Source organism: Citrobacter sp. Cpo090 (assembly GCF_030332665.1).
In the GTDB taxonomy this organism is placed as follows: Bacteria; Pseudomonadota; Gammaproteobacteria; order Enterobacterales; family Enterobacteriaceae; genus Citrobacter; species Citrobacter portucalensis.
Window position 1 is genome coordinate 1,327,138 of sequence record NZ_JAOWHK010000025.1, and the last position, 23,469, is coordinate 1,350,606.

The window sequence follows — 23,469 nt, forward strand, 5'->3', positions numbered from 1 at the left end:
GAGGCCAATGCTGTCAGGGAAGGTAAACGTCACCAGCGAATATTTTTCTGGCGGTACGAATAACCGAAGCTCTGATAGTTTCAGGCTCATCCCCTTCATTGGTTAAATGAATATCAAGAGTGCCGCCAGGATGTTCGATAGTGATATTCCCATAATGCGCGCCTGCCGTTACCTGACGCGAAACAGTACCGTTAATGACACAGCTACTGGCGATAGCTATCGCCCCGGTAATCGCCAGCGCTTTATGGCAAGAGTGCGGCATAAAATAACGAACATTAATTTCGCCATCGTATTGAGGTGCGGAGATGAGAATCGGTTTTGGGATAACCTTATTGCTGACATCACCCAGCCCCATGGCTTCACCGGCCTGTAAACGAATAGACTCAATGCGCGACAATAATTCGTTGTCTGCATCCAGATCTTCCGCTGATTCATACCCCGTTTTCCCCAGGTATTCGGCAGGAATAATTACGACAGGTGTCGCCATATCCATACAGGTCACCGGAACTGAGTTGATATAATCGATGTGTTGGCCCGTCGGAAAAATATGCCCGGTTTTAGAACCTGCGGCATTAAGAAACGTCAACGCAATAGGGGCCGATGTTCCCGGGACGCCGTCAATTCTTGCCGTTCCTTCATACTCAACAACACCATGCGGTGTCTGTATATCAGCTTCGATAAACGTGTTGGTATTCACATTGCGAATGCGTACGCGGGTGGTCGGCGTAGAAGCTGCAATCAACCCCTTTTCAATAGCAAACGCGCCAACGGCGGAAAGCATATTGCCACAGTTGGGTGTGGTATCGACCCGTTGCTCATGTACCAGTACCTGAGCAAATAAATAATCGATATCAGCGTTGGGATCGTTTGAAAGACTAATAATCGCGACTTTACTGGTTAACGGATTACCACCGCCAATGCCGTCTATTTCCAACGCATTGCCAGAACCCATAATCCCAATCAATATTTCATCCCGCTGTTTTTCTTCTTCTGGTAAATCTTGTGCTAATAAAAATGCACCCCTGGAGGTTCCTCCACGCATCATAACGCAAGCTATTTTTTTCATAACAATGTTCTCAATATTATTTCCACTATATACATGGTTGCATGTCATGATTAGGGTGACTAATGACTTCATTTTCGTGATTAGTGATTTATTTTTATTAATTAAAATTTATGAATTGCGGATACACTGAACACTTTCATCTGAGACAGGGGCTTCCCTGATTGAGTCCGGAGTCAAAATGAAACACGAGTTATCGAGCATGAAGGCATTTGTTACGTTGGCAGAGTCCGATTCTTTTAACAATGCCGCCAAGTTACTTAATATTACGCAACCTGCATTAACGCGCAGAATTAAAAAGATGGAAGAGTATTTACACACTCAACTCTTTGAAAGAACAACTCGCAAAGTGACATTAACAAAAGCGGGAAAAATGCTTTTACCTGAAGCCAGAGAATTAATCAGGGCATTAGATGAGACCATTTTTAACATCAGCGAAATGAATGTTCATCATCATGGTATAGTGACATTGTCTTGTATTCCTACCGCGGTTTTCTATTTCTTGCCGTTGGCAATAGGAAAATTTAATGAGCGGTATCCCAATATCAAAGTGCGAATTATTGAACAAGGTACGAATAATTGTATGGAATCCGTACTTTGCAATGAGGCTGATTTTGGAATAAACATGAACAACATCACAAATTCCTCTATCGAGTTCACTCCACTGGTTAATGAACCGTTTGTTCTGGCCTGTCGGCGCGATCATCCTCTCGCCAATAAACAGTTGGTGGAGTGGCAGGAATTGCTGAATTACAAACTGATAGGCGTTCGTTCCTCAAGCGGTAACCGATTGTTGATTGAACAACATTTGGCCGATAAACCGTGGAAGTTGAACTGGTTTTACGAGGTCCGTCATCTGTCTACTTCGCTGGGTCTGGTTGAAGCTGGACTGGGCGTCTCCGCGTTACCTGGGCTGGCAATGCCGCAAACACCGCATCCCACTCTGATAGGTATCCCACTGATTGAACCCGTCATTCGACGCACGCTGGGGGTTATTCGGCGTAAGGACGCTATACTCTCACCTCCCGCTGAACGCTTTTTCTCTCTTCTGCTTAATTTATGGGCAGATGATAAAGACAGTCTTTGGACATCCGTTGCTGATTGTCATGAAAATCCACCGCTCGTTAAATGAACAAAAAAAATCCGCAATCTTCACAAGATTGCGGATTTTTTGTAACGCCTGCCGTTTTAGTACGCGTTAACCACCACCCACATCGGGCCTTGTCCTACTGCGTAGCGACCTTTCTCCGTCAACAGCCCTTGTTCGCCAGCAATCTCGTACACCGCGATATGGTGTGATTTTTGCCCGGCAGCAATCAGGTATTGACCTCTGTTGTCGATATTAAAGCCGCGCGGCTGAGTTTCGGTAGGCTGGAAACCCTCTTTGGTCAGCACGCTGCCATCTTCAGATACGCTAAAGACCGTAATCAGGCTGGCGGTGCGATCACAGGCATATAGATGACGCCCATCCGGTGTGATGTGAATATCTGCTGCCCAACGGGTATCAGCGAAATCAGCAGGCATCATATCCAGCGTCTGCACGCACTCAATCTTGCCGTACGGATCTTTCAGCTCCCAGACATCAACAGAGCTGTTCAGCTCATTCACGCAGTAGGCATATTGCTTATTCGGATGGAACGCCATATGACGCGGGCCCGCGCCTTCAACGGTAGTCACATCAGCCGGTTCCTGCGCAACCAGATGACCATCATCACTAATGTCAAACAGGCAGATACGATCCTGCTTCAACGCTGGAACCCACAGGGTCCGGTTATCCGGAGAGATGTTGGCTGAGTGGCAACCATCCAGACCTTCAACCACGTCAACCAGTTCCACCGGCAGGCCATCTTCCAGACGTGTGACGCTCACGCTGCCCGCGTTATAAGAGCCGACAAACACGAAACGTCCCTGATGATCGGTAGAAATATGCGTCGGGCTACCCGGCAGCGCAGACTCTGCCGCGAAGGTCAGCGCACCGTCATCAGGTGCAATACGGTAAGCCAACACGCGAAACTCCGGGCGCACGCCAACATAGAGGTAACGCTTATCCGGGCTGACGACCATCGGTTGTACCTGACCCGGTACATCAACCACCTGCGTCAGCGTCAGAGAACCATCATGATTCAGGCTCCAGACGTGGATTTGCTGACTTTCAGGGCTGGCGGTATAAACGGTTTGCTTCATGAATACTCCTTTGCTTTTTGGCAGGTGGCTGCAATTGCCTGACACACGCCTAAGGTAGACGCTTTTAACGGTGAATGCTTAATTAAGGCTCAGAATTTTGTCCGGCTCCCGTCTCGGTGTACCATTCCAGCAGACAAAACTCTCAACCTTAATCTGGAAAAACCTATGACCGCACGCGTGATTGCCCTGGATTTAGACGGTACCCTGCTGACCCCGAAAAAAACCTTGCTGCCATCCTCTCTCGAAGCGCTCTCGCGCGCCAGAGAAGCAGGCTACCAACTTATCATTGTCACAGGTCGCCATCACGTTGCTATTCATCCTTTTTATCAGGCACTGGCGCTGGATACACCTGCAATTTGCTGTAACGGTACCTACTTGTATGATTATCAAGCAAAAAAGGTACTGGAATCCGATCCCCTTCCGGTAGACCAGGCATTACAGCTGATCGAAATGCTGGATAGACATCAGATCCACGGGCTGATGTATGTGGATGAGGCCATGCTGTATGAGCGCCCGACCGGGCATGTGGTGCGTACCGCTAACTGGGCACAAACTCTGCCGCCGGAACAGCGCCCGACCTTCACCCAGGTTCCTTCGCTGGCACAGGCCGCACATGACGTCAACGCCGTCTGGAAATTTGCTCTGACCGACGAAGATATTCCGAAACTGCAGCAGTTTGGTCAGTACGTCGAGCAACAGCTGGGGCTGGAGTGTGAATGGTCCTGGCACGATCAGGTCGACATTGCCCGTAAAGGTAACAGCAAAGGACGACGCCTGACCCAGTGGATTGAAGCGCAGGGTGGATCAATGGAAAACGTGATTGCCTTTGGTGATAACTTTAACGATATCAGTATGCTGGAAGCCGCAGGTACCGGCGTGGCGATGGGCAACGCGGATGACGCGGTCAAAGCCCGCGCCAACATCGTGATTGGTGACAACACCACCGACAGCATCGCGAAATTTATTTACTCACACCTGCTGTAATCAGGCTGTTATCGACACGCTCTTAATTTGCGCGTACAGCCACAGGCCAGGTTTGATACCCAGTTCATCCCTGGCCCACGGGCTAACCCTTGCCCACAGCGTCTTACCGCCCACCTCAAGCTGAACTTCCACCTGACCGTTATCGTCATAACACTGCGCGACTTTTGCCCGCAGCACGTTACGAATACTGGTCTGCTGGGGGGGTTGGAGCACCAGTGAAACATCAGAGGCCTGAATACGAATACGCAGCGCGGTTTGCAGCGGTTGCTCCAGCTTATTGACCCACAGATGCTGATCGCCAAGCGCCAGCGCGGTCATCGCATAGTGTGGATGATGTTCCAGCACGCTGACTTTCAGAATACTGCTTTGCTGTTCCTTAGGCAGCCAGGGGTGCATCACGCTGCTGCCCCAGACATCTTCCAGCGAACCAAACGCTTTGACCTGCCCGTTCTCCAGCACCATCACTTTATCCGCCAGGTGCAAAATCTCATCAAGCGAGTGGCTGACGTACAGCATCGGAATATTAATTTCTCGCGCCAGGCGTTGCAGGTAAGGCAGCAGTTCGCGCTTACGCGGTATATCCAGCGAGGCTAACGGCTCATCAAGCAGTAACAGTTCAGGTGCGGTCAGTAACGCCCGACCGATGGCGACACGCTGCTTTTCACCACCAGAAAGCCCGCCAGGTAAACGGTCAAGCAGCGGCTCAATGCCCAACAGCGCCACCAGCTTATCAAACTGTCCGGCCATGCTTTTCGCCATTCCGTAACGCAGATTACCGCGCACTTTATAGTGCGGGAACAGGCGCGCATCCTGAAAAACATAGCCCACCCGGCGTTTTTCCGGTGTTAAACAGATACCGTTCTCGGCGTCGTTTAAGACCCGACCGTTGAGCACGATGCGTCCGGACTGCGGCTGCGTCAGGCCGCTGATGGCGTTAATCAGTGAGGTTTTGCCCGCACCGGAAACGCCAAAAATAGCGGTGATGCCGCTGGCTGGCAGCGTTTCGTTGAGCGTCAGACAATGCGTCCCCAGCGTCTGGGAGAAATTGAGTTCCAGCATAATTATCGCCCCGTCCGCTCACGGCTAATACGCGCCAGCCATTCAGAAATCAGCAGCGAAATCAGCGCCAACACAATAGAAATGATACACAACCTTGCCGCCGCGCTTTCGCCGCCGGGAGTCTGGATCAGGGTATACATCGCCGAAGGAATGGTGCGGGTCTCGCCTGGAATGTTGGAAACAAAAGTAATGGTTGCGCCGAATTCCCCGAGGGAACGCGCGAACGCCAGCACGGTACCGACAATAATGCCGGGCAGCATCAACGGCAGCGTAATGGTCACGAATACGCGCCAGCGTCCGGCTCCCAGCGTGCGGGCCGCCTGCTCCAGCTTGACGTCAACACCTTCCAGCGCCAGACGAATTGCCCTTACCATCAGAGGAAAGGACATCACCGCCGCAGCCAGTACCGCACCGCGCCAGCTAAAAGCAAAGGTAATGCCAAACCAGTCGTACAGCCATTCGCCGATGAACCCGCGCCGCCCCATGGCGACCAACAGCAGATAGCCCACCACGACCGGCGGCAGAACCAGCGGCAAATGCAGAACACTGTCGAGCAGCGCTTTGCCCGGGAACTTGCATCGCACAAGCAGCCAGGCAAAGAAGATCCCAAACGGCAGGCTAAACAAGACGGCCAGGGAAGAAACTTTCAGGCTCAGTATGACGGCCTGCCATTCAGGATCGGTCAGTATCATTACTTGGTCGTAAATCCATAACGTTTAAAGATTTCAGCAGCCTGCGGTCCTTTCAGGTAATCATAGAACGCGCTAACCGTTGCGTTTTTGTGCCCATCAACAATCGCGATAGGGTATTCCACTTTTTTGTGCGAATCTTCCGGGAAAGTCGCAACAACTTTTACGCCTTTGCTGGCGACAGCATCGGAACCATAGACGATCCCCAGCGGCGCTTCGTTACGCTCTACCAACGCCAGCGCACCGCGCACGTCTTCAGCAGGAGCCAGTTTCGGGGCCAGGGTATCCCATGCACCCAGTTTTTGCAGCGCTTCTTTGGCATAAATGCCTGCCGGAACATGTTCCGGATCGCCAACAGCCAGGCGTCCACCGTTCAACAGACTGGTCCAGTTGGTTTTACTGTCGATAGTGAAGTCTTTCTGCGCGCTGGCTTTCGGCGCCACCACCACCAGGCTGTTACCCAACAGCGTTTCACGCGTTGCGGTATCAATAGATTTCTTGTCTACCGCGTAGTCCATCCATTTCTGATCGGCAGAAATAAACAGATCGGCCGGTGCGCCTGCTTCAATCTGACGCGCCAGTGTGGAAGAAGAAGCAAAAGAGGAGACAACATCAACGTTCTTCTCTTTTTTATATTGCGTTGCAATGTCCTGCATCGCGTTGGTCAGCGAAGCCGCTGCGAAAACAGTAATCTTTCCTTCATCCGCCAGCGCATGCCCGGCAACAGTAAGAGAAAGTGTTGCCCCTGCAAACAAGCGTAACCATGTACGTGCCATCTGTAACTCCTTTGCGTTTCGTTATGTAGGCGCAAATATAACGATTAAACCAGGATTTTCCCAGTGGTTATTGATACCAATTAGAGGTTACACAAAGAAAATATCGGCAGGGAAAGCAGGATCTTGAGAAACTGTAGACAGAGAAAACGAGTAGGAAGGCAAAAAATATAAACGCCCGACTGAGCGGGCGTTTGGGGAATCAATGATTCTGTCTGGACTGGTCTTTCTGACCGATACCGGAGAAAATGTTGAACACTTCACCCAGTCCGTAAATCAGACCCAGAATGATGGCCATTACCACAGGTACCATGATTACGGCGAATACCAGACTTTTCAATAACTCTAACATGGTCAACTCCAGATATAGTCCTTAGTTGTATTCTAACCACATAACGCAGAAAAGCACTCCCCTTTTGTGCGGTTGGCTTTGCGCGCGCGCGGTTTTCCGTCACAATACCCTTTTTTGCCAGGAGCTTGTGATGCAGGCCGAAATCCTTCTTACGCTGAAACTTCAGCAAAAACTGTTTGCCGATCCCCGTCGCATTTCTCTGCTTAAACACATTGCGCTTTCCGGCTCCATCAGTCAGGGCGCGAAGGATGCAGGTATCAGTTATAAAAGCGCCTGGGATGCGATTAACGAAATGAACCAGCTCAGCGAGCAGACGCTGGTTGAGCGCGCCACAGGCGGCAAAGGCGGCGGCGGCGCGGTGTTAACACGCTACGGCCAACGCTTAATCCAGCTGTACGATTTACTGGCGCAAATCCAACAAAAAGCCTTTGATGTTTTGAGCGATGACGATGCGCTACCGCTCAACAGCCTGCTGGCAGCTATCTCTCGCTTTTCGCTGCAAACCAGCGCCCGTAATCAGTGGTTTGGCACCATTACCGCCCGCGACCACGATCAGGTTCAACAGCATGTCGACGTGCTGCTGGCGGATGGCGAAATGCGCCTGAAAGTGGCAATCACTGCGCAAAGCGGCGAGCGTCTCGGGCTTGAGGAAGGCAAAGAAGTCCTGATTCTGTTAAAAGCGCCGTGGGTGGGAATCACTCAGGACGACGCCATCGCTCAGGCTGCTGATAACCAGCTGCAGGGCACGATTAGCCATATTGAACGCGGCGCAGAGCAGTGTGAAGTGTTGATGACGTTGCCAGACGGTCAGACGCTGTGCGCGACGTTGCCGATAGAGCAGACCCACACATTAACGGAAGGCGCTAACGTCACAGCATATTTTAATGCGGACAGAGTGATTATCGCCACACTGTGCTGAGTTAATTGACATCGGCCTGAAGAACACGTATCCCTGTTATTCATCGCTGCAAATAATGGGATACAAAATGTCATCGTTGCAAATTTCGCAAGGCACGTTTCGTCTTAGCGACACAAAAACGCTCCAGTTAGATGCGTTGACGTTAAACGCGGGTGATAGCTGGGCGTTTGTTGGCTCTAACGGCAGCGGGAAATCTGCGCTGGCCCGCGCGCTGGCGGGTGAGTTGCCGCTCCTGAAAGGCGAGCGTCACTGTCAGTTTACGCGTATTACCCGACTCTCCTTTGAGCAGCTCCAAAAGCTGGTCAGCGACGAGTGGCAGCGAAACAACACCGATCTTCTTAGTCCCGGTGAAGACGACACCGGGCGCACCACCGCAGAAATCATTCAGGATGAGGTCAACGATCACGCCCGCTGCACTGCACTGGCACAGCAGTTTGGCATTTCTGCCCTGCTCAACAGGCGTTTCAAATACCTTTCCACCGGTGAAACACGCAAAACTCTGCTCTGCCAGGCATTAATGTCCGCGCCAGATTTGCTGATCCTTGATGAACCCTTTGACGGGCTGGACGTCGCGTCCCGCCGCCAGTTAGCAGAATTGCTCGATGAGCTGCACCAGGCCGGTTTAACGCTGGTGCTGGTGCTTAATCGCTTTGATGAAATTCCCGAGTTCGTGCAGTTTGCCGGTGTGCTTGCCGATTGCACACTGACGGAAACCGGCGCAAAAACCGACCTTCTGCAACAGGCATTAATCGCTCAGCTTGCTCATAGCGAGCGGCTGGAAGGCATCCAGTTACCCGAACCGGATGAGCCTTCGGTGCGCCACACGTTGTCAGATAACGAGCCGCGCATTGTGCTTAACGACGGCACCGTCTCGTATAACGATCGCCCTATCCTGCATCATCTGAGCTGGCGGGTAAATCCGGGGGAACACTGGCAAATCATCGGCCCCAACGGTGCGGGGAAATCAACCCTGCTCAGTTTAATCACCGGCGATCATCCCCAGGGATATAGCAACGACCTGACCCTGTTTGGCCGCCGCCGGGGCAGCGGTGAAACTATCTGGGATATCAAAAAACATATTGGCTATGTCAGCAGCAGCCTGCATCTGGATTACCGGGTAAGTACAACGGTACGCAACGTTATTCTCTCCGGTTACTTTGATTCCATCGGCATTTATCAGGCCGTCTCCGACAGGCAACACAAGCTGGTACAACAGTGGCTGGATATTCTGGGCATCGATAAACGTACCGCGGATGCGCCATTTCATAGTCTTTCCTGGGGGCAGCAGCGGCTGGCATTGATTGTTCGTGCGCTGGTCAAACATCCAACATTGCTGATCCTCGATGAACCCTTGCAAGGATTAGATCCGCTCAACCGTCAACTGATCCGTCAGTTTGTGGATGTCCTGATCGGTGAAGGTGAAACTCAGCTTTTGTTTGTCTCTCATCACGCCGAAGATGCCCCGGCCTGCATTACCCATCGGCTAGAGTTTGTACCCGAGGGCGATATCTACGCCTATCGGCAAACCTCTCTGCGTTAATTTTCATGCCAGGGCGTTTATCACGCCCTTTTTTGTGCTTTTTTTTCAGACAAGAGCTGAAATAGCAACCTAACATAATGATTTATAATAAAGTAACCAGCAGCATCGAGTGAAAACAATGGAGTGTAAACGATTCCACTAATTTATTCCGTGTCACACTTTTCGCATCTTTGTTATGCTATGGTTATTGCATACCATAGGCTTAACGGAGCGAATTATGAGAGTATTGGTTACAGGTGGTAGCGGTTACATTGGAAGCCACACTTGCGTGCAGTTGCTGAAAAACGGTCACGAGGTGGTGATCCTGGATAATCTCTGCAACAGCAAGCGCAGCGTACTGCCCGTCATTGAGCGTTTAGGCGGCAAGCATCCGACCTTCGTGGAAGGAGACATCCGTAACGAAGCGCTGATAACCGAAATTCTGCACGATCATGCCATTGATACGGTCATCCATTTTGCCGGTTTAAAAGCCGTTGGAGAATCCGTTGCCAAGCCGCTGGAGTACTATGACAACAACGTCAACGGAACTCTGCGTCTGGTGAATGCAATGCGCGCTGCCAACGTGAAAAACTTCATTTTCAGCTCCTCCGCGACCGTCTATGGCGATCAGCCGCAAATTCCTTACGTTGAAAGCTTCCCCACGGGCACGCCGCAAAGTCCGTACGGCAAAAGCAAGCTGATGGTGGAACAGATCCTGACCGATCTGCAAAAAGCCCAGCCCGACTGGAGCATTGCCCTGCTGCGCTATTTTAACCCGGTTGGCGCTCATCCAACGGGAGATATGGGGGAAGATCCGCAAGGTATTCCAAACAACCTGATGCCTTACATCGCGCAGGTTGCCGTTGGCCGCCGCGAGTCTCTTGCCATATTTGGCAATGACTACCCTACTGAAGATGGCACCGGCGTTCGCGACTACATCCACGTGATGGATCTCGCCGATGGCCACGTTGCCGCCATGGAAAAACTGGCGGGCAAACAAGGCGTGCATATTTACAACCTCGGTGCAGGCATCGGCAGCAGCGTGCTGGACGTGGTTAACGCCTTCAGCAAAGCCTGCGGTAAACCAGTTAATTACCATTTCGCCCCGCGCCGTGATGGCGATCTTCCGGCCTACTGGGCAGATGCCAGCAAAGCCGATCGCGAGCTCAACTGGCGCGTGACCCGCACCCTGGATGAAATGGCACAAGACACCTGGCACTGGCAGTCACGCCACCCGCAGGGATATTCGGATTAAGGACCAATCATGACGCAATTCAATCCTGTCGATCATCCACATCGCCGTTTTAACCCGCTCACCGGGCAGTGGATCCTCGTATCACCGCATCGCGCCAAACGCCCGTGGCAAGGGGCGCAGGAAACTCCGTCTAAACAGGTACTGCCTGCACATGACCCGGACTGCTTCCTGTGCGCTGGCAATACGCGCGTTACCGGCGATAAAAACCCGGATTACACCGGGACTTATGTCTTTACTAATGACTTTGCGGCACTAATGTCCGATACCCCGGACGCGCCGGACAGTCACGATCCGTTGATGCGCTGCCAGAGCGCGCGCGGTACCAGCCGCGTGATTTGCTTCTCACCCGATCACAGCAAAACGCTACCGGAACTCAGCGTCCCTGCACTGACAGAAATCGTAAAAACGTGGCAGGAACAGACCGAAGACTTAGGGAAAACCTACCCTTGGGTGCAGGTCTTTGAGAATAAAGGCGCAGCGATGGGGTGCTCGAACCCGCACCCACACGGACAAATTTGGGCCAACAGCTTTTTGCCTAACGAAGCCGAACGTGAAGATCGCCTGCAGAAAGCGTACTTCGCCGAACAAGGCGCGCCGATGCTCGTTGATTACGTCCAGCGTGAACTGGCGGATGGCAGCCGTACGGTCGTTGAAACCGAGCACTGGCTGGCGGTTGTACCTTACTGGGCCGCGTGGCCGTTCGAAACGCTGCTGCTGCCGAAAGCGCACGTGCTGCGTATTACTGATTTGACCGATGAACAGCGTACTGACCTGGCGCTGGCGTTGAAAAAACTGACCAGTCGTTACGACAACCTGTTCCAGTGCTCATTCCCCTACTCTATGGGCTGGCACGGCGCACCGTTTAACGGTGAAGAAAACGAACACTGGCAGTTGCACGCACACTTTTACCCGCCGCTGCTGCGTTCCGCGACCGTGCGTAAATTTATGGTCGGTTATGAAATGCTGGCGGAAACCCAGCGTGACCTGACGGCAGAACAAGCAGCTGAACGACTGCGTGCGGTCAGCGACATCCATTTTCGCGAATCCGGAGTTTAAATAATGAGTCTGAAAGAAAAAACACAATCTCTGTTTGCAGAAACATTTGGCTACCCTGCCACCCATACTATTCAGGCACCGGGCCGTGTAAACCTGATTGGCGAACATACCGATTATAATGACGGCTTCGTTCTGCCTTGCGCCATCGACTATCAAACCGTTATTAGCTGTGCGGCTCGCGACGATCGAAAAGTCCGCGTGATCGCCGCGGATTACGACAATCAGATTGATGAGTTCTCGCTTGATACGCCGATTATCGCCCACGACAGCCAGCAGTGGTCAAACTACGTACGTGGCGTGGTAAAACATCTGCAAAAGCGCAATAACGCCTTTGGCGGTGCTGATCTGGTGATCAGCGGTAACGTCCCGCAGGGTGCGGGCTTAAGCTCTTCTGCCTCACTGGAAGTCGCAGTTGGAACGGTATTCCAGCAGCTCTATCATCTGCCGCTCGACGGCGCGCAGATTGCCCTGAATGGCCAGGAAGCTGAAAACCAGTTTGTCGGTTGTAACTGCGGCATTATGGATCAACTGATCTCGGCACTTGGTAAGAAAGATCATGCGCTGCTGATCGACTGCCGAACGCTTGGCACCAAAGCCGTTTCTATGCCTGAGGGTGTCGCGGTGGTGATCATCAACAGTAACTTTAAACGCACGCTGGTCGGTAGCGAATACAACACCCGTCGCGAACAGTGTGAAACCGGCGTGCGTTTCTTCCAGCAGCCAGCGCTGCGTGATGTCAGCCTTGAAGCCTTCAACGCTGTCGCCCACGAACTGGATCCGATCGTCGCCAAACGCGTTCGCCACGTTATCACGGAAAATGCACGTACCGTTGAAGCCGCGCAGGCACTGGAAAAAGGCGATCTGCTGCGCATGGGCCAGCTGATGGCGGAATCTCACGCCTCAATGCGCGATGACTTTGAAATCACCGTGCCGCAAATTGATACGCTGGTCGAAATTGTCAAAGCAACCATCGGCGATAAAGGTGGTGTCCGTATGACCGGTGGCGGTTTCGGCGGCTGCATCGTGGCGCTGATCCCGCAAGATTTGGTACCTGCCGTACAGCAGGCCGTCGCAGAACAATACGAAGCGAAAACAGGTATCAAAGAAACATTCTATGTCTGCAAACCTTCACAAGGAGCAGGACAATGTTAAACGAAATCCCTGTGCAGGCTCCGGACGGTCAGCCGTTTCGCCTGCTCACCCTGCGTAATGACGCAGGGATGGTCGTCACGCTCATGGACTGGGGCGCGACGCTGCTCTCTGCACGTATTCCGCTTAGCGATGGCAGCGTGCGCGAAGCATTACTCGGATGCGCCAGTCCGGAACAATACCCGGAGCAGGCTGCATTTCTGGGGGCTTCGATTGGTCGCTACGCTAACCGTATCGCCAACAGCCGCTATACCTTTGCCGGCGAAACCGTTGAATTAATACCAAGTCAGGGTGAAAACCAGTTGCACGGCGGGCCGGACGGTTTCGACAAACGCCGCTGGCAGATAGTCAATCAGAATGACCGTCAGGTACTGTTCGCCTTAACATCTGACGATGGCGACCAGGGTTTCCCTGGCCATCTATGCGCCACCGCACAGTATCGCCTGACTGACGATAATCGTATTTCGATAACCTACCGCGCCACGGTCGATAAGCCCTGTCCGGTGAATCTGACGAATCACGTTTATTTTAACCTCGACGCTGACAAAACGGATGTGCGTCAACATAAGCTGCAAATTCTGGCGGACGAGTACTTGCCGGTTGATGAAATGGGCATCCCACATGACGGACTGAAATCCGTCGCTGGTAGCACTTTCGATTTCCGCACGCCTAAAATCATCAGCAGTGAATTTCTTGCCGATGACGATCAGCGCAAGGTAAAAGGTTACGATCACGCCTTCCTGCTTCAGGCACAGGGCAATGCGCGTACGCCAGTCGCTCGACTGTGGTCCCAGGATGAAAAACTGCAGATGGTGGTCTACACCTCGGCCCCGGCATTGCAGTTTTACTCCGGCAACTTCCTCGGCGGTACGCCATCTCGCGGGCCTGATGCCTACGAAGACTGGCAAGGTCTGGCACTGGAAAGTGAGTTTCTGCCAGACAGCCCGAACCATCCGGAATGGCCGCAACCGGATTGCATCCTGCTTCCGGGTGAAGAATATGCCAGCGTAACGGAATATCAGTTTATTCCTGCCTGATCGTTCCCCCTTACAGGCCCGATGACATAACTTGTCGGGCCTGTCACTTGTTTACCGCAGTCGTTCCGCTCAAATCCCCACCACTCAAAGACAAAATCGCAACCTTGAATTCACAAGAACCTTACACTGTGGCGCTATTTTCGCTATGGTTATGCGTAAGCATTGCCGCTGACGCTTTACGGCAATATAATGAGAATTATTATCATTCAATATGATTTATAGGAGTGAGTGTATGGCTGTAACTAAGCTGGTTCTGGTACGTCACGGTGAAAGTCAGTGGAACAACGAAAACCGTTTTACCGGTTGGTATGACGTTGATCTGTCAGAGAAAGGCGTGGGCGAAGCAAAAGCAGCAGGTAAACTGCTGAAAGAAGAAGGCTACAGCTTCGATTTTGCTTATACCTCTGTGCTGAAACGTGCCATCCACACTCTGTGGAACGTACTGGACGAACTGGATCAGGCCTGGCTGCCGGTTGAAAAATCCTGGAAACTGAACGAACGTCATTACGGCGCGCTGCAGGGTCTGAATAAAGCTGAAACCGCTGAAAAATACGGTGACGAGCAGGTTAAACAATGGCGCCGCGGCTTTGCGGTAACGCCACCGGAACTGACCAAAGATGACGAGCGTTATCCGGGTCACGATCCGCGTTATGCGAAACTGACCGACAAAGAGTTACCGGTTACCGAAAGCCTGGCGCTGACCATCGATCGCGTTATCCCCTACTGGAACGAAACCATTCTGCCGCGCATGAAAAGCGGTGAGCGCGTGATTATCGCCGCTCACGGTAACTCTCTGCGTGCGCTGGTTAAATACCTGGATAACATGGGCGAAGATGAGATCCTTGAACTGAACATCCCGACCGGCGTACCGCTGGTATATGAGTTCGACGAAAACTTCAAACCGATCAAACACTACTATCTGGGTAACGCTGACGAGATCGCAGCAAAAGCGGCAGCCGTTGCGAACCAGGGTAAAGCGAAATAATTTTCATCCCGGGTCAAACGAAAAAAGCGTGGAATGCTCCACGCTTTTTTTATTGCCGGATAGCGGCGTTGCCTTATCCGGCTTACCAAGCGTAGCCGCCCGGATGCGTTTTTTAACCGCGGCGCGCTTTTACCGCATCCGCCAGCTGGCGCAACACTGCATCGGTATCTTCCCAGCCAATGCAGGCGTCGGTGATGCTCTTACCGTAGGTCAGCGGCTCACCGTTATCCGGGTTCTGATTACCTTCTACCAGATGGCTTTCGATCATCACGCCAATAATTGCTTTTTCGCCCCCAGCAACTTGTCCGCAAACATCTTTCGCGACATCCATCTGCTTTTTGAACTGCTTGCTGGAGTTGGCATGGCTAAAGTCGATCATCACCTGAGCTGAAAGCCCTGCTTTGATCAGACCTTCTTTCACATCAGCAACGTGCTGAGCGCTGTAGTTCGGCTCTTTGCCGCCGCGCAGAATAATATGGCAATCGCCATTACCACTAGTATTTACGATCGCCGAATGACCCCATTTGGTCACAGACAGGAAGCAGTGCGGCGCTCCTGCGGCGTTAATCGCATCAATCGCTACTTTTATCGTGCCATCAGTACCGTTTTTAAAGCCAACCGGGCAGGACAGACCAGACGCCAACTCACGGTGCACCTGAGATTCAGTGGTACGTGCCCCAATCGCGCCCCAGCTCATCAGATCGGCGAGGTATTGCGGGGTGATCATATCGAGGAATTCACCCGCAGCAGGCAATCCGCTGTCATTGATATCCAGCAGCAGTTTACGCGCAATGCGCAGCCCATCGTTGATCTGGAAGCTGTTGTCCATATGCGGATCGTTGATAAGCCCTTTCCAGCCGACGGTGGTTCGCGGTTTTTCAAAATAGACGCGCATGACGATTTCAAGCTCGCCTTTTAATTCTTCACGCAGCGCCAGCAGGCGAGCAGCATACTCTTTGGCTGCTGCCGGATCATGAATTGAGCACGGCCCAATCACTACCAGCAGGCGATCGTCACTCCCTTTCAGGATTTTATGGATCGCTTTACGGGCATGAGCCACCGTGTTTGCGGCATTTTCAGTAGCGGGGAATTTTTCCAACAATGCGACTGGCGGTAATAACTCGTTGATCTCTTTAATGCGTAAATCGTCGTTCTGATAATTCATGATTATTCCAGCGTTGCCATACTTATATAAATGAATGCAATCCCTCCAATCTATATCTTCAGTCATAAAGTGTAAACGGGGTTTTACACTTTGGACGGATTAATCCTGGAATTGGCCAAAAAAACGCAATAAAGTAGCGAAAAACGAGATCCAACCTACAATTTATAACTGTAACAGCTTTAATTTTCATAAATTTCAAGATTCTATGCTGGGTTTAATTTCTCTGGCAAAACTATTAACCACATATTGATGATGTAACTGGCACATGCACTGTTGGAAGACGTTATCCGACATATCGACCATAACAGGAGCATATTATGCATATGACAAAGCTGGCTTCACTCTTTCTTACCGCTACACTCAGCCTCGCCAGCGGCGCGGCGCTGGCAGCTGAAACCAACACGCAGTCCAATAACGGCCAGGCAAATTCCTCGGCGGATGCCGGTCAGGTCGCCCCAGACGCACGCGAAAACGTAGCCCCAAATAATGTCGACAACAGTAACGTGAATTCAGGTGGCACAATGCTGCACCCGAACGGTTCATCAATGAACCATGAAGGGATGACCAAAGATGAGATGCACAAAAACACCATGTGTAAAGACGGTCGTTGCCCTGATGTGAATAAGAAGGTTGAAACCGGAAACGGCATTAATAATGATGTCGAGACAAAAACTGATGGCACTACGCAGTAACGCTGAAAATAAAGCTAATAACGGGAGAGCAATAGCTCTCCTTTTTAATTTTATCATCCCAAAAACGGTATGATGGCATACAGTAAAGATGAGAATAACAAAGGGATGGCATAATGGCGCACTCGCATACTCATACTTCCTCTGAGCAACCCAAGGACAATAATGCCCGCCGCTTGATGTTTGCATTCTGCATTACAGCCGGATTTATGTTGGTTGAAGTGGTGGGTGGAATACTTTCAGGTTCACTGGCCTTGTTGGCCGATGCCGGGCATATGCTCACTGATGCCGCAGCGCTCCTTTTTGCGCTGCTGGCCGTCCGGTTTTCCCATCGCCCGCCCACAATACGACATACCTTCGGCTGGCTGAGACTCACGACACTGGCCGCATTTGTTAATGCTATCGCATTGGTCGTGATCACCATTTTAATCGTCTGGGAAGCCATTGAGCGCTTCCATACGCCCCGCCCCGTGGCTGGCGGCATGATGATGGTTATAGCTGTCGCGGGTTTATTCGCCAACGTGCTGGCTTTTTGGGTTCTACACCGCGGCAGTGAAGAGAAAAACCTGAACGTCCGCGCCGCGGCACTGCATGTGATGGGCGATTTACTCGGTTCAGTCGGGGCGATCATCGCTGCGCTGATTATTATCTGGACCGGTTGGACACCTGCGGACCCGATACTCTCGATTCTGGTTTCCGTGCTGGTACTGCGTAGCGCCTGGCGACTGTTAAAAGATAGCGTTAATGAATTACTGGAAGGCGCCCCGCTAACGCTGGATATCGCCGCACTGCAGCGTCATCTCAGCCGGGATATCCCCGAAGTCCGCAATGTGCACCATGTCCATGTCTGGATGGTGGGTGAAAAACCGGTAATGACGCTGCATGTACAGGTGATTCCACCGCACGATCATGATGCCCTGCTGGAGCGTATTCAGCACTTCCTTATCCATCACTACCAGATTGAACATGCAACGATCCAGATGGAGTATCAGCCGTGTAATGGGCCGGACTGCCACCTGTACCAGGGCGTATCCGGCCATTCACATCATCACCATTAATGGGACAGTGCGTGGGAACCCCGCTCACGCGCGCTGTTAATCCACATCCTGCTACCGTTCAGGGCGATAACCGTCAGGATCATATACTCCAGCGACATAGCATATACGCCTTGCAGGGCGAAAATCACTACGCTTATTACGTTAATGATCACCCACAGCAGCCAGTTTTCAACGTACTTACGCGTCATCAGGATCATCGCCGCAATCGACAACACCATCATGCAGGAGTCCCAGAACGGGAAGGCATCGGGTTGCAACTCAGGCACAACAACCTGTAATCCTAATGCCTGCATAATGTTCACCGCGATGCGGGTCAGGAACGCAAAGACTGGATCGATATAGACCGACATCAAGCCGATCGCCACCACGCAAGCCGCCAACCAGCCGATCGCTTTTGGTAACGGCAGCCAGCGGATTTTCAGCTCCGCTTCATGCTGGTTGGTTTGCCTGGACCAGGCATACCAGCCGTAGATGTTGGCGGCAAAGAAGAAAACTTGCAGCAACAGGCTTGCATAGAGCTGGATCTGAAAGAAGATAATCGCAAACAGCGTGACGTTTATCAGGCCGAAGAAGTAATTGCTGATTTTCTCAAGGCTCGCCAGGCCAATACATAGCAACCCGGCGATCGTCCCCACAGCTTCGATCCACGACAGATCGTAACCGCCAGCGCCAATCGGAATATGTACCAGAATGTTCTGCGTGCTAAAAAAGTCCATCTTTTCCCCCAGAGCCAAAAATATTAATTAAGCTCGAAGTGTAGCCGCAAATTCCAACATGCGGTTTAACGGCAACAACGCCCCTTCTCGCAGCGCAGCATCAACATGTATCTCATGAGCCGCTCCGCCTTGTTCCAGGCCCTCAGCAATCGCCTTGAGGCCGTTCATCGCCATCCACGGACAATGCGCACAGCTGCGGCAGGTTGCCCCCTCACCAGCCGTCGGCGCTTCAAGCAATTCTTTATCCGGAACGGCCTGCTGCATTTTGTAAAAAATGCCCCGGTCAGTCGCCACAATCAGCTGTTGATGCGGTAACGATTTAGCTGCGTTGATTAACTGGCTGGTTGAGCCAACCGCATCAGCCATATCAACGATAGACTGAGGGGACTCCGGGTGCACCAACACCGCGGCATCAGGGTAAAGCCCCTTCATGCGTGTTAAAGCCTGAGTTTTAAATTCGTCGTGGACGATACAGGCCCCCTGCCAACAAAGAACGTCTGCACCGGTCTGTTTTTGTACGTAGTTGCCCAGATGTCTGTCCGGAGCCCAGATGATTTTTTCACCTAAACTATCAAGGTGCTCAATAAGTTCTACCGCGATACTGGACGTGACGACCCAGTCCGCACGTGCTTTAACGGCGGCTGAGGTATTGGCGTAAACCACCACGGTACGCTCCGGGTGCGCATCGCAAAACGCGCTGAACGCATCAATCGGACAGCCCAGATCTAATGAGCATTCCGCCTGTAGGGTCGGCATCAGGATGGTCTTTTCCGGGCTGAGGATTTTGGCGGTTTCCCCCATAAACCTCACGCCAGCAACCAACAGCGTAGATGCGGGATGCTTTGAGCCGAACCGCGCCATCTCAAGAGAATCAGAAATACAACCACCGGTCTCTTCGGCCAACTGCTGAATTTCTGGGTCGGTGTAATAGTGTGCGACCATAACGGCGTCACGCTCTTTCAGCAGGCGCTTGATTTTTTCACGATAAAATTGCTTTTCATCCACACTCAGCGGGGCTGGCTTCGGCGGAAACGGATAAATTGCTGCTTCTGGATCAAACATCACGCTCATCTTGCTTTCTCGTTTTACTGGCTTAACGAAATAACCGATTAAAAGCGTGACGCACGCCGCATTCGGTTAGATTTGTTTTATATGCTAAACAAGATAGCGGATTGGCGTAAGAAAGTCACAATAATTGCGTGTGATGAATGCCGGATGGCGACTGACGTCTTATCCGGCCTACGTGAATAGTGTCGTCTGTAGGACTGATAAGCGAAACGCATCAGGCAAGCAGGTTCGAATCGCTGAATTCTGCGCATAGCAAAAAGGCGCCTTTAGGGCGCCTTTTTACACTGGTGGGGCGTGCAGGATGACTCGACTTCGTCTCGCCCTTACGGGCCGTTGCTAAAGCAACGTTATCCTTCACTTTCAACATCTGAGTTCGATGTTAAATTTGGTGGGGCGTGCAGGATTCGAACCTGCGACCAATTGATTAAAAGTCAACTGCTCTACCAACTGAGCTAACGCCCCCTTATGGGGTTTACTTCTTTATACTTTCAGGATGGTGGGTCGTGCAGGATTCGAACCTGCGACCAATTGATTAAAAGTCAACTGCTCTACCAACTGAGCTAACGACCCGCTCGGGTATAACCTGAAAATTTTTACTCGGTACCACCAATAAATTGGTGGGGCGTGCAGGATTCGAACCTGCGACCAATTGATTAAAAGTCAACTGCTCTACCAACTGAGCTAACGCCCCGAGTGGTGGGTGATGACGGGATCGAACCGCCGACCCCCTCCTTGTAAGGGAGGTGCTCTCCCAGCTGAGCTAATCACCCGATACTACGCTGGATACTGCATTAAGTGGTGGGGCGTGCAGGATTCGAACCTGCGACCAATTGATTAAAAGTCAACTGCTCTACCAACTGAGCTAACGCCCCACTTTTTTCGCCGCTTTCGGGCTGTTTGATATCCCTTGGCAACGGCGGCATATATTACTGATTTCAGATTTTAGCGCAACAAAAATTTCGATGTAAATAACTCAACTGCTTAGGAATCACACGACGCGACCAGAATTAACACGATTTCTGGTCGCATGGTGTTCATTACATCGCGCCAAGGCGTTTTTGCGCTTGTTTCGCGCCATCAGTGCCAGGGTATTTAGTGATAACCTGCTGATAAACGGCTTTAGCTTTCTCTTTATCACCTTTGTCCTGCATGATGACACCGACTTTATACATCGCGTCTGCAGCCTTTGGTGATTTCGGGAAGTTTTTGACTACTGAAGCAAAATAGAACGCTGCATCATCTTTTTTCCCCTTGTTGTAATTCAACTGACCCAGCCAGTAATTCGCATTTGGCAGGTAAGTCGAGTCTGGGTACTTTTTGATGAAGTTCTGAAATGCTTCGATCGCGTCATCCTGGCGGGATTTATCCTGCACCAGAGCAATGGCCGCATTGTAATCGGTATTCGCATCGCCTGTTTGCACCGGAGCGCCTGACGCTGCCGCTGCACCCGCATCAGGCGCAGGGGTTGCTGCTGCCCCACTCTGATCGCCTCCCGCAGATTGCGCCGCAGGTGCACTACCGCTGCCCAGATTATTCATCTGCAGCAATATCTGCTTCTGACGCTCAACAACCTGATTCAGCTGATACTGATTTTCCTGAATTTGACCGCGCAGGGAATCAATATCGGACTGATTATCGGAGAGTTGTTGCTGGAGTTGGGTTAAAAGCTGACTGTGAGCGTTAGAAATACGCTCGAGTTGAGTGACACGGTCTTCGACCGAGCCAGAGCCGACACTACTGATTGGCGCCTGTGCAAAAGCGGCCCAGGGGGCCGCTATGCCAACCAGTAACGACAGACTCAACAGATGATGTCTGAAGTTACTGCTCATGCAATTCTCTTAGTAAACCAGTACGGCGCGACGGTTTTTGGCGTAAGCCGCTTCGTCATGACCCAGTACTGCAGGTTTTTCTTTACCGTAAGAAACGATGGAGATCTGGTCAGCAGAAACGCCTTTACCCTGCAGGTACATCTTAACGGCGTTCGCACGACGCTCACCCAGGGAGATGTTGTACTCAGGAGTACCACGTTCGTCCGCATGACCTTCTACGGTGACTTTGTAAGACGGGTTGCTACGCAGGAAGTTAGCGTGAGCATCCAGCATTGCAGCGAAGTCAGAACGGATATCGTACTTGTCCAGATCGAAGTAAACGATGTTGTTCTGCTGCAGCTGTTGCATCTGAAGACGCGCTTGCTCTTCAGAAGACATGTTGCCGCTGCCGTTTGCATCCATACCAGTGCCGGCACCCAGCATGCCTTCGCTGCCGTCATTGCTGGCGTTCTTGTTAGAAGAACACGCTGCAATAGCCATAACAGGCAGAGCAATCATCAGCCCTTTCAGCACTTTGTTCAGTTGCATTTCAATGATTCCTTTATTAATCAATTATTTATTATCACAGATACGGCGACCAGGCAGGGAATTTAACCTGTCCATCAGTTGCCGGAAGACGCGCTTTGAAACGCCCATCTGTAGAAACCAAATTCAGCACGGATCCCATCCCCTGAGAAGAGCTGTAGATTACCATAGTGCCGTTAGGTGCCAGACTTGGCGTTTCGTCCAGGAACGTTGACGACAGAACTTGTACGCCACCCGCTACCAGATCTTGTTTGGCAATGTGCTGCTGACCATTGGCCGAGCTTACCATTACCATAAACTTACCGTCGCTGCTCACATCTGCATCCTGGTTTTGCGAACCTTCCCATGTAATGCGCTGCGGAGCACCGCCGTTGACGTTAACTTTATATACCTGCGGACGACCGGCCTGGTCAGACGTAAAGGCCAGGTTTTGGCTGTCCGGGAACCAGGTCGGTTCCGTGTTGTTGCTACGACCATCCGTCACCTGACGGATTTGACCGGAACCAATGTCCATAACATACAGGTTCAGGCTACCGGTTTTAGACAGGGCAAACGCCAGTTTGCTGCCATCCGGAGAAAACGCAGGTGCACCGTTGTGACGTGGGAACGAGGCTACCTGACGAACCGCGCCGTTAGACAGTGTCTGAATAACCAGTGCAGAACGACCGCTTTCGAAGGTAACGTACGCCAGTTTTGAACCGTCCGGGGACCACGCCGGAGACATCAGCGGCTGCGGAGAACGGTGAACCACGAACTGGTTGTAACCATCGTAGTCGGACACACGTAATTCGTACGGGAACTGACCACCGTTGGTCTGAACAACATAAGCGATACGGGTACGGAATGCACCTTTAATGCCCGTCAGTTTTTCAAACACTTCGTCACTTGCAGTATGGCCCGCGTAACGCAGCCACTGCTTGTTCACTTTATAGGTGTTCTGTGCCAGTACGGTACCCGGCGCGCCACCGGTGTCAACCAGCTGATAGGCAACGCTGTAAGAACCATCCGGGTTCGGCGTAACCTGGCCGACGACTACGGCATCAATGCCCAGCGCAGACCAAGCGGCAGGTTGAACTTCCTGCGCGGTACCGGGCTGCTGAGGCAGACGAGAACGGTCTAACGGGTTAAATTTACCGCTGTTACGCAGGTCAGCACCTACGATACCACCGATATCTTCAGGTGCAGCACCCGGGCCTGCCCACTGGAAGGGGACAACACCAATCGGGCGCGCCGAGTCCACCCCCTGGGTGATCTCGATACGTACTTCTGCGTGCAGCACCGCTGCCCACAGCATCAAAAAACCAAATGCTACTCGTAATGCCTGCTTCATCATATCTCCCTTATCTGGACGGAAAGCCCACGATAATTTAGCAGAATGTTAACAAACTCAAATAC

23 protein-coding genes and 5 tRNA genes are annotated in these 23,469 nt (G+C 51.8%); 11 read left to right on the top strand and 17 right to left on the bottom strand.

The genetic code is table 11. From position 1 onward, the window contains the following. Window positions 1-13 precede the first annotated feature (13 nt). Complete coding sequence (locus OGY83_RS09105) at window positions 14-1,066, bottom strand: 4-oxalomesaconate tautomerase (RefSeq protein WP_194211033.1); 1,053 nt, start codon at window positions 1,064-1,066, stop codon at window positions 14-16. 178 nt (window positions 1,067-1,244) lie between these two features. Between OGY83_RS09105 and OGY83_RS09110 the strand changes: the two genes are divergently transcribed. Further along, window positions 1,245-2,195 (top strand): LysR family transcriptional regulator, encoded by a 951-nt coding sequence (locus OGY83_RS09110; RefSeq protein ID WP_079936876.1) that lies wholly within the window; start codon window positions 1,245-1,247, stop codon window positions 2,193-2,195. 56 nt (window positions 2,196-2,251) lie between these two features. Here the strand turns inward: OGY83_RS09110 and pgl are convergent, their stop codons facing one another. Continuing rightward, on the bottom strand, window positions 2,252-3,247 hold the full coding sequence (gene pgl, locus OGY83_RS09115) for a 6-phosphogluconolactonase (RefSeq protein WP_286635736.1): 996 nt from the start codon (window positions 3,245-3,247) through the stop codon (window positions 2,252-2,254). Between the two features lie 165 nt (window positions 3,248-3,412). On the opposite strand from pgl, the gene OGY83_RS09120 reads away from it, so the two are divergent. Continuing rightward, on the top strand, window positions 3,413-4,231 hold the full coding sequence (locus tag OGY83_RS09120; protein ID WP_079936878.1) for a pyridoxal phosphatase: 819 nt from the start codon (window positions 3,413-3,415) through the stop codon (window positions 4,229-4,231). On the opposite strand, the gene modC is transcribed toward OGY83_RS09120, so the two are convergent. The 4 genes from modC to OGY83_RS09140 form a co-directional block, all read right to left on the bottom strand. After that, window positions 4,232-5,290 (bottom strand): molybdenum ABC transporter ATP-binding protein ModC, encoded by a 1,059-nt coding sequence (gene modC / locus OGY83_RS09125; RefSeq protein WP_286635737.1) that lies wholly within the window; start codon window positions 5,288-5,290, stop codon window positions 4,232-4,234. Window positions 5,291-5,292: 2 nt separating this feature from the next. Further along, on the bottom strand, window positions 5,293-5,982 hold the full coding sequence (gene modB / locus OGY83_RS09130; RefSeq protein ID WP_016152327.1) for a molybdate ABC transporter permease subunit: 690 nt from the start codon (window positions 5,980-5,982) through the stop codon (window positions 5,293-5,295). Beyond that, window positions 5,982-6,755, bottom strand: coding sequence for a molybdate ABC transporter substrate-binding protein (gene modA / locus OGY83_RS09135; RefSeq protein WP_003023029.1), 774 nt, complete (start codon window positions 6,753-6,755; stop codon window positions 5,982-5,984). Before modA ends, modB begins: the two co-directional genes overlap by 1 nt. Before the next feature lie 199 nt (window positions 6,756-6,954). After that, window positions 6,955-7,104 carry an AcrZ family multidrug efflux pump-associated protein gene (locus OGY83_RS09140; protein ID WP_003023026.1) on the bottom strand — a complete coding sequence of 50 codons (150 nt, stop codon included), beginning with the start codon at window positions 7,102-7,104 and terminating at the stop codon, window positions 6,955-6,957. Window positions 7,105-7,234: 130 nt separating this feature from the next. Here OGY83_RS09140 and modE point away from each other — a divergent pair, with 130 nt between their 5' ends. The 7 genes from modE to gpmA all read left to right on the top strand — a co-directional run bounded on the left by modE (window position 7,235) and on the right by gpmA (window position 15,024). Beyond that, window positions 7,235-8,023, top strand: coding sequence for a molybdenum-dependent transcriptional regulator (gene modE, locus OGY83_RS09145; RefSeq protein WP_286635738.1), 789 nt, complete (start codon window positions 7,235-7,237; stop codon window positions 8,021-8,023). A gap of 67 nt (window positions 8,024-8,090) precedes the next feature. Next, window positions 8,091-9,563 carry a molybdate ABC transporter ATP-binding protein ModF gene (gene modF, locus OGY83_RS09150; protein WP_194211037.1) on the top strand — a complete coding sequence of 491 codons (1,473 nt, stop codon included), beginning with the start codon at window positions 8,091-8,093 and terminating at the stop codon, window positions 9,561-9,563. A gap of 217 nt (window positions 9,564-9,780) precedes the next feature. Beyond that, window positions 9,781-10,797: a UDP-glucose 4-epimerase GalE gene (galE, locus tag OGY83_RS09155; RefSeq protein WP_286635739.1), complete on the top strand. Its 1,017-nt coding sequence runs from the start codon at window positions 9,781-9,783 to the stop codon at window positions 10,795-10,797. Window positions 10,798-10,806: 9 nt separating this feature from the next. Then, complete coding sequence (galT, locus tag OGY83_RS09160; protein ID WP_047412540.1) at window positions 10,807-11,853, top strand: galactose-1-phosphate uridylyltransferase; 1,047 nt, start codon at window positions 10,807-10,809, stop codon at window positions 11,851-11,853. 3 nt (window positions 11,854-11,856) lie between these two features. Further along, complete coding sequence (gene galK / locus OGY83_RS09165; protein ID WP_286635740.1) at window positions 11,857-13,005, top strand: galactokinase; 1,149 nt, start codon at window positions 11,857-11,859, stop codon at window positions 13,003-13,005. Further along, a complete protein-coding gene (gene galM / locus OGY83_RS09170) occupies window positions 12,999-14,039 on the top strand; it encodes a galactose-1-epimerase (protein ID WP_286635741.1) in 1,041 nt (346 codons plus the stop codon). The genes galK and galM overlap by 7 nt, the downstream gene beginning before the upstream one ends. A 232-nt stretch (window positions 14,040-14,271) precedes the next feature. Further along, window positions 14,272-15,024 carry a 2,3-diphosphoglycerate-dependent phosphoglycerate mutase gene (gene gpmA / locus OGY83_RS09175; protein ID WP_003022999.1) on the top strand — a complete coding sequence of 251 codons (753 nt, stop codon included), beginning with the start codon at window positions 14,272-14,274 and terminating at the stop codon, window positions 15,022-15,024. A gap of 112 nt (window positions 15,025-15,136) precedes the next feature. On the opposite strand, the gene aroG is transcribed toward gpmA, so the two are convergent. Continuing rightward, window positions 15,137-16,189 carry a 3-deoxy-7-phosphoheptulonate synthase AroG gene (gene aroG, locus OGY83_RS09180; RefSeq protein WP_079936882.1) on the bottom strand — a complete coding sequence of 351 codons (1,053 nt, stop codon included), beginning with the start codon at window positions 16,187-16,189 and terminating at the stop codon, window positions 15,137-15,139. Between the two features lie 317 nt (window positions 16,190-16,506). Here aroG and OGY83_RS09185 point away from each other — a divergent pair, with 317 nt between their 5' ends. Together OGY83_RS09185 and zitB are read left to right on the top strand one after the other, a co-directional pair. Next, the gene (locus OGY83_RS09185) at window positions 16,507-16,881 is read left to right on the top strand and encodes a YbgS-like family protein (protein ID WP_079936883.1); all 375 of its coding nucleotides are present in this window, start codon (window positions 16,507-16,509) and stop codon (window positions 16,879-16,881) included. A 113-nt stretch (window positions 16,882-16,994) separates the two neighbouring features. After that, window positions 16,995-17,936 (top strand): CDF family zinc transporter ZitB, encoded by a 942-nt coding sequence (gene zitB / locus OGY83_RS09190; RefSeq protein ID WP_191233916.1) that lies wholly within the window; start codon window positions 16,995-16,997, stop codon window positions 17,934-17,936. On the opposite strand, the gene pnuC is transcribed toward zitB, so the two are convergent. From pnuC to tolB, 10 genes are all read right to left on the bottom strand, one after another. Next, window positions 17,933-18,652, bottom strand: coding sequence for a nicotinamide riboside transporter PnuC (pnuC, locus tag OGY83_RS09195; RefSeq protein WP_008784161.1), 720 nt, complete (start codon window positions 18,650-18,652; stop codon window positions 17,933-17,935). The two genes, zitB and pnuC, sit on opposite strands and share 4 nt — an antisense overlap. A gap of 27 nt (window positions 18,653-18,679) precedes the next feature. Beyond that, entirely contained in the window at window positions 18,680-19,723 is a 1,044-nt protein-coding gene (gene nadA / locus OGY83_RS09200) for a quinolinate synthase NadA (protein WP_286635742.1), read from the bottom strand. Window positions 19,724-20,106: 383 nt separating this feature from the next. Then, a tRNA-Lys gene (locus OGY83_RS09205) sits at window positions 20,107-20,182 on the bottom strand. Window positions 20,183-20,214: 32 nt separating this feature from the next. Further along, a tRNA-Lys gene (locus tag OGY83_RS09210) sits at window positions 20,215-20,290 on the bottom strand. A gap of 45 nt (window positions 20,291-20,335) precedes the next feature. Next, window positions 20,336-20,411 (bottom strand) — tRNA-Lys (locus OGY83_RS09215). 3 nt (window positions 20,412-20,414) lie between these two features. Continuing rightward, window positions 20,415-20,490, bottom strand: a tRNA-Val gene (locus OGY83_RS09220). Between the two features lie 26 nt (window positions 20,491-20,516). Further along, window positions 20,517-20,592 (bottom strand) — tRNA-Lys (locus OGY83_RS09225). 165 nt (window positions 20,593-20,757) lie between these two features. Further along, on the bottom strand, window positions 20,758-21,549 hold the full coding sequence (gene cpoB / locus OGY83_RS09230; protein ID WP_003831441.1) for a cell division protein CpoB: 792 nt from the start codon (window positions 21,547-21,549) through the stop codon (window positions 20,758-20,760). 9 nt (window positions 21,550-21,558) lie between these two features. Further along, window positions 21,559-22,077: a peptidoglycan-associated lipoprotein Pal gene (gene pal, locus OGY83_RS09235; RefSeq protein ID WP_003022983.1), complete on the bottom strand. Its 519-nt coding sequence runs from the start codon at window positions 22,075-22,077 to the stop codon at window positions 21,559-21,561. Window positions 22,078-22,111: 34 nt separating this feature from the next. Further along, window positions 22,112-23,404, bottom strand: a complete 1,293-nt coding sequence (gene tolB, locus OGY83_RS09240; RefSeq protein WP_003022981.1) for a Tol-Pal system beta propeller repeat protein TolB — start codon at window positions 23,402-23,404, stop codon at window positions 22,112-22,114. Between the last annotated feature and the right edge of the window lie 65 nt (window positions 23,405-23,469).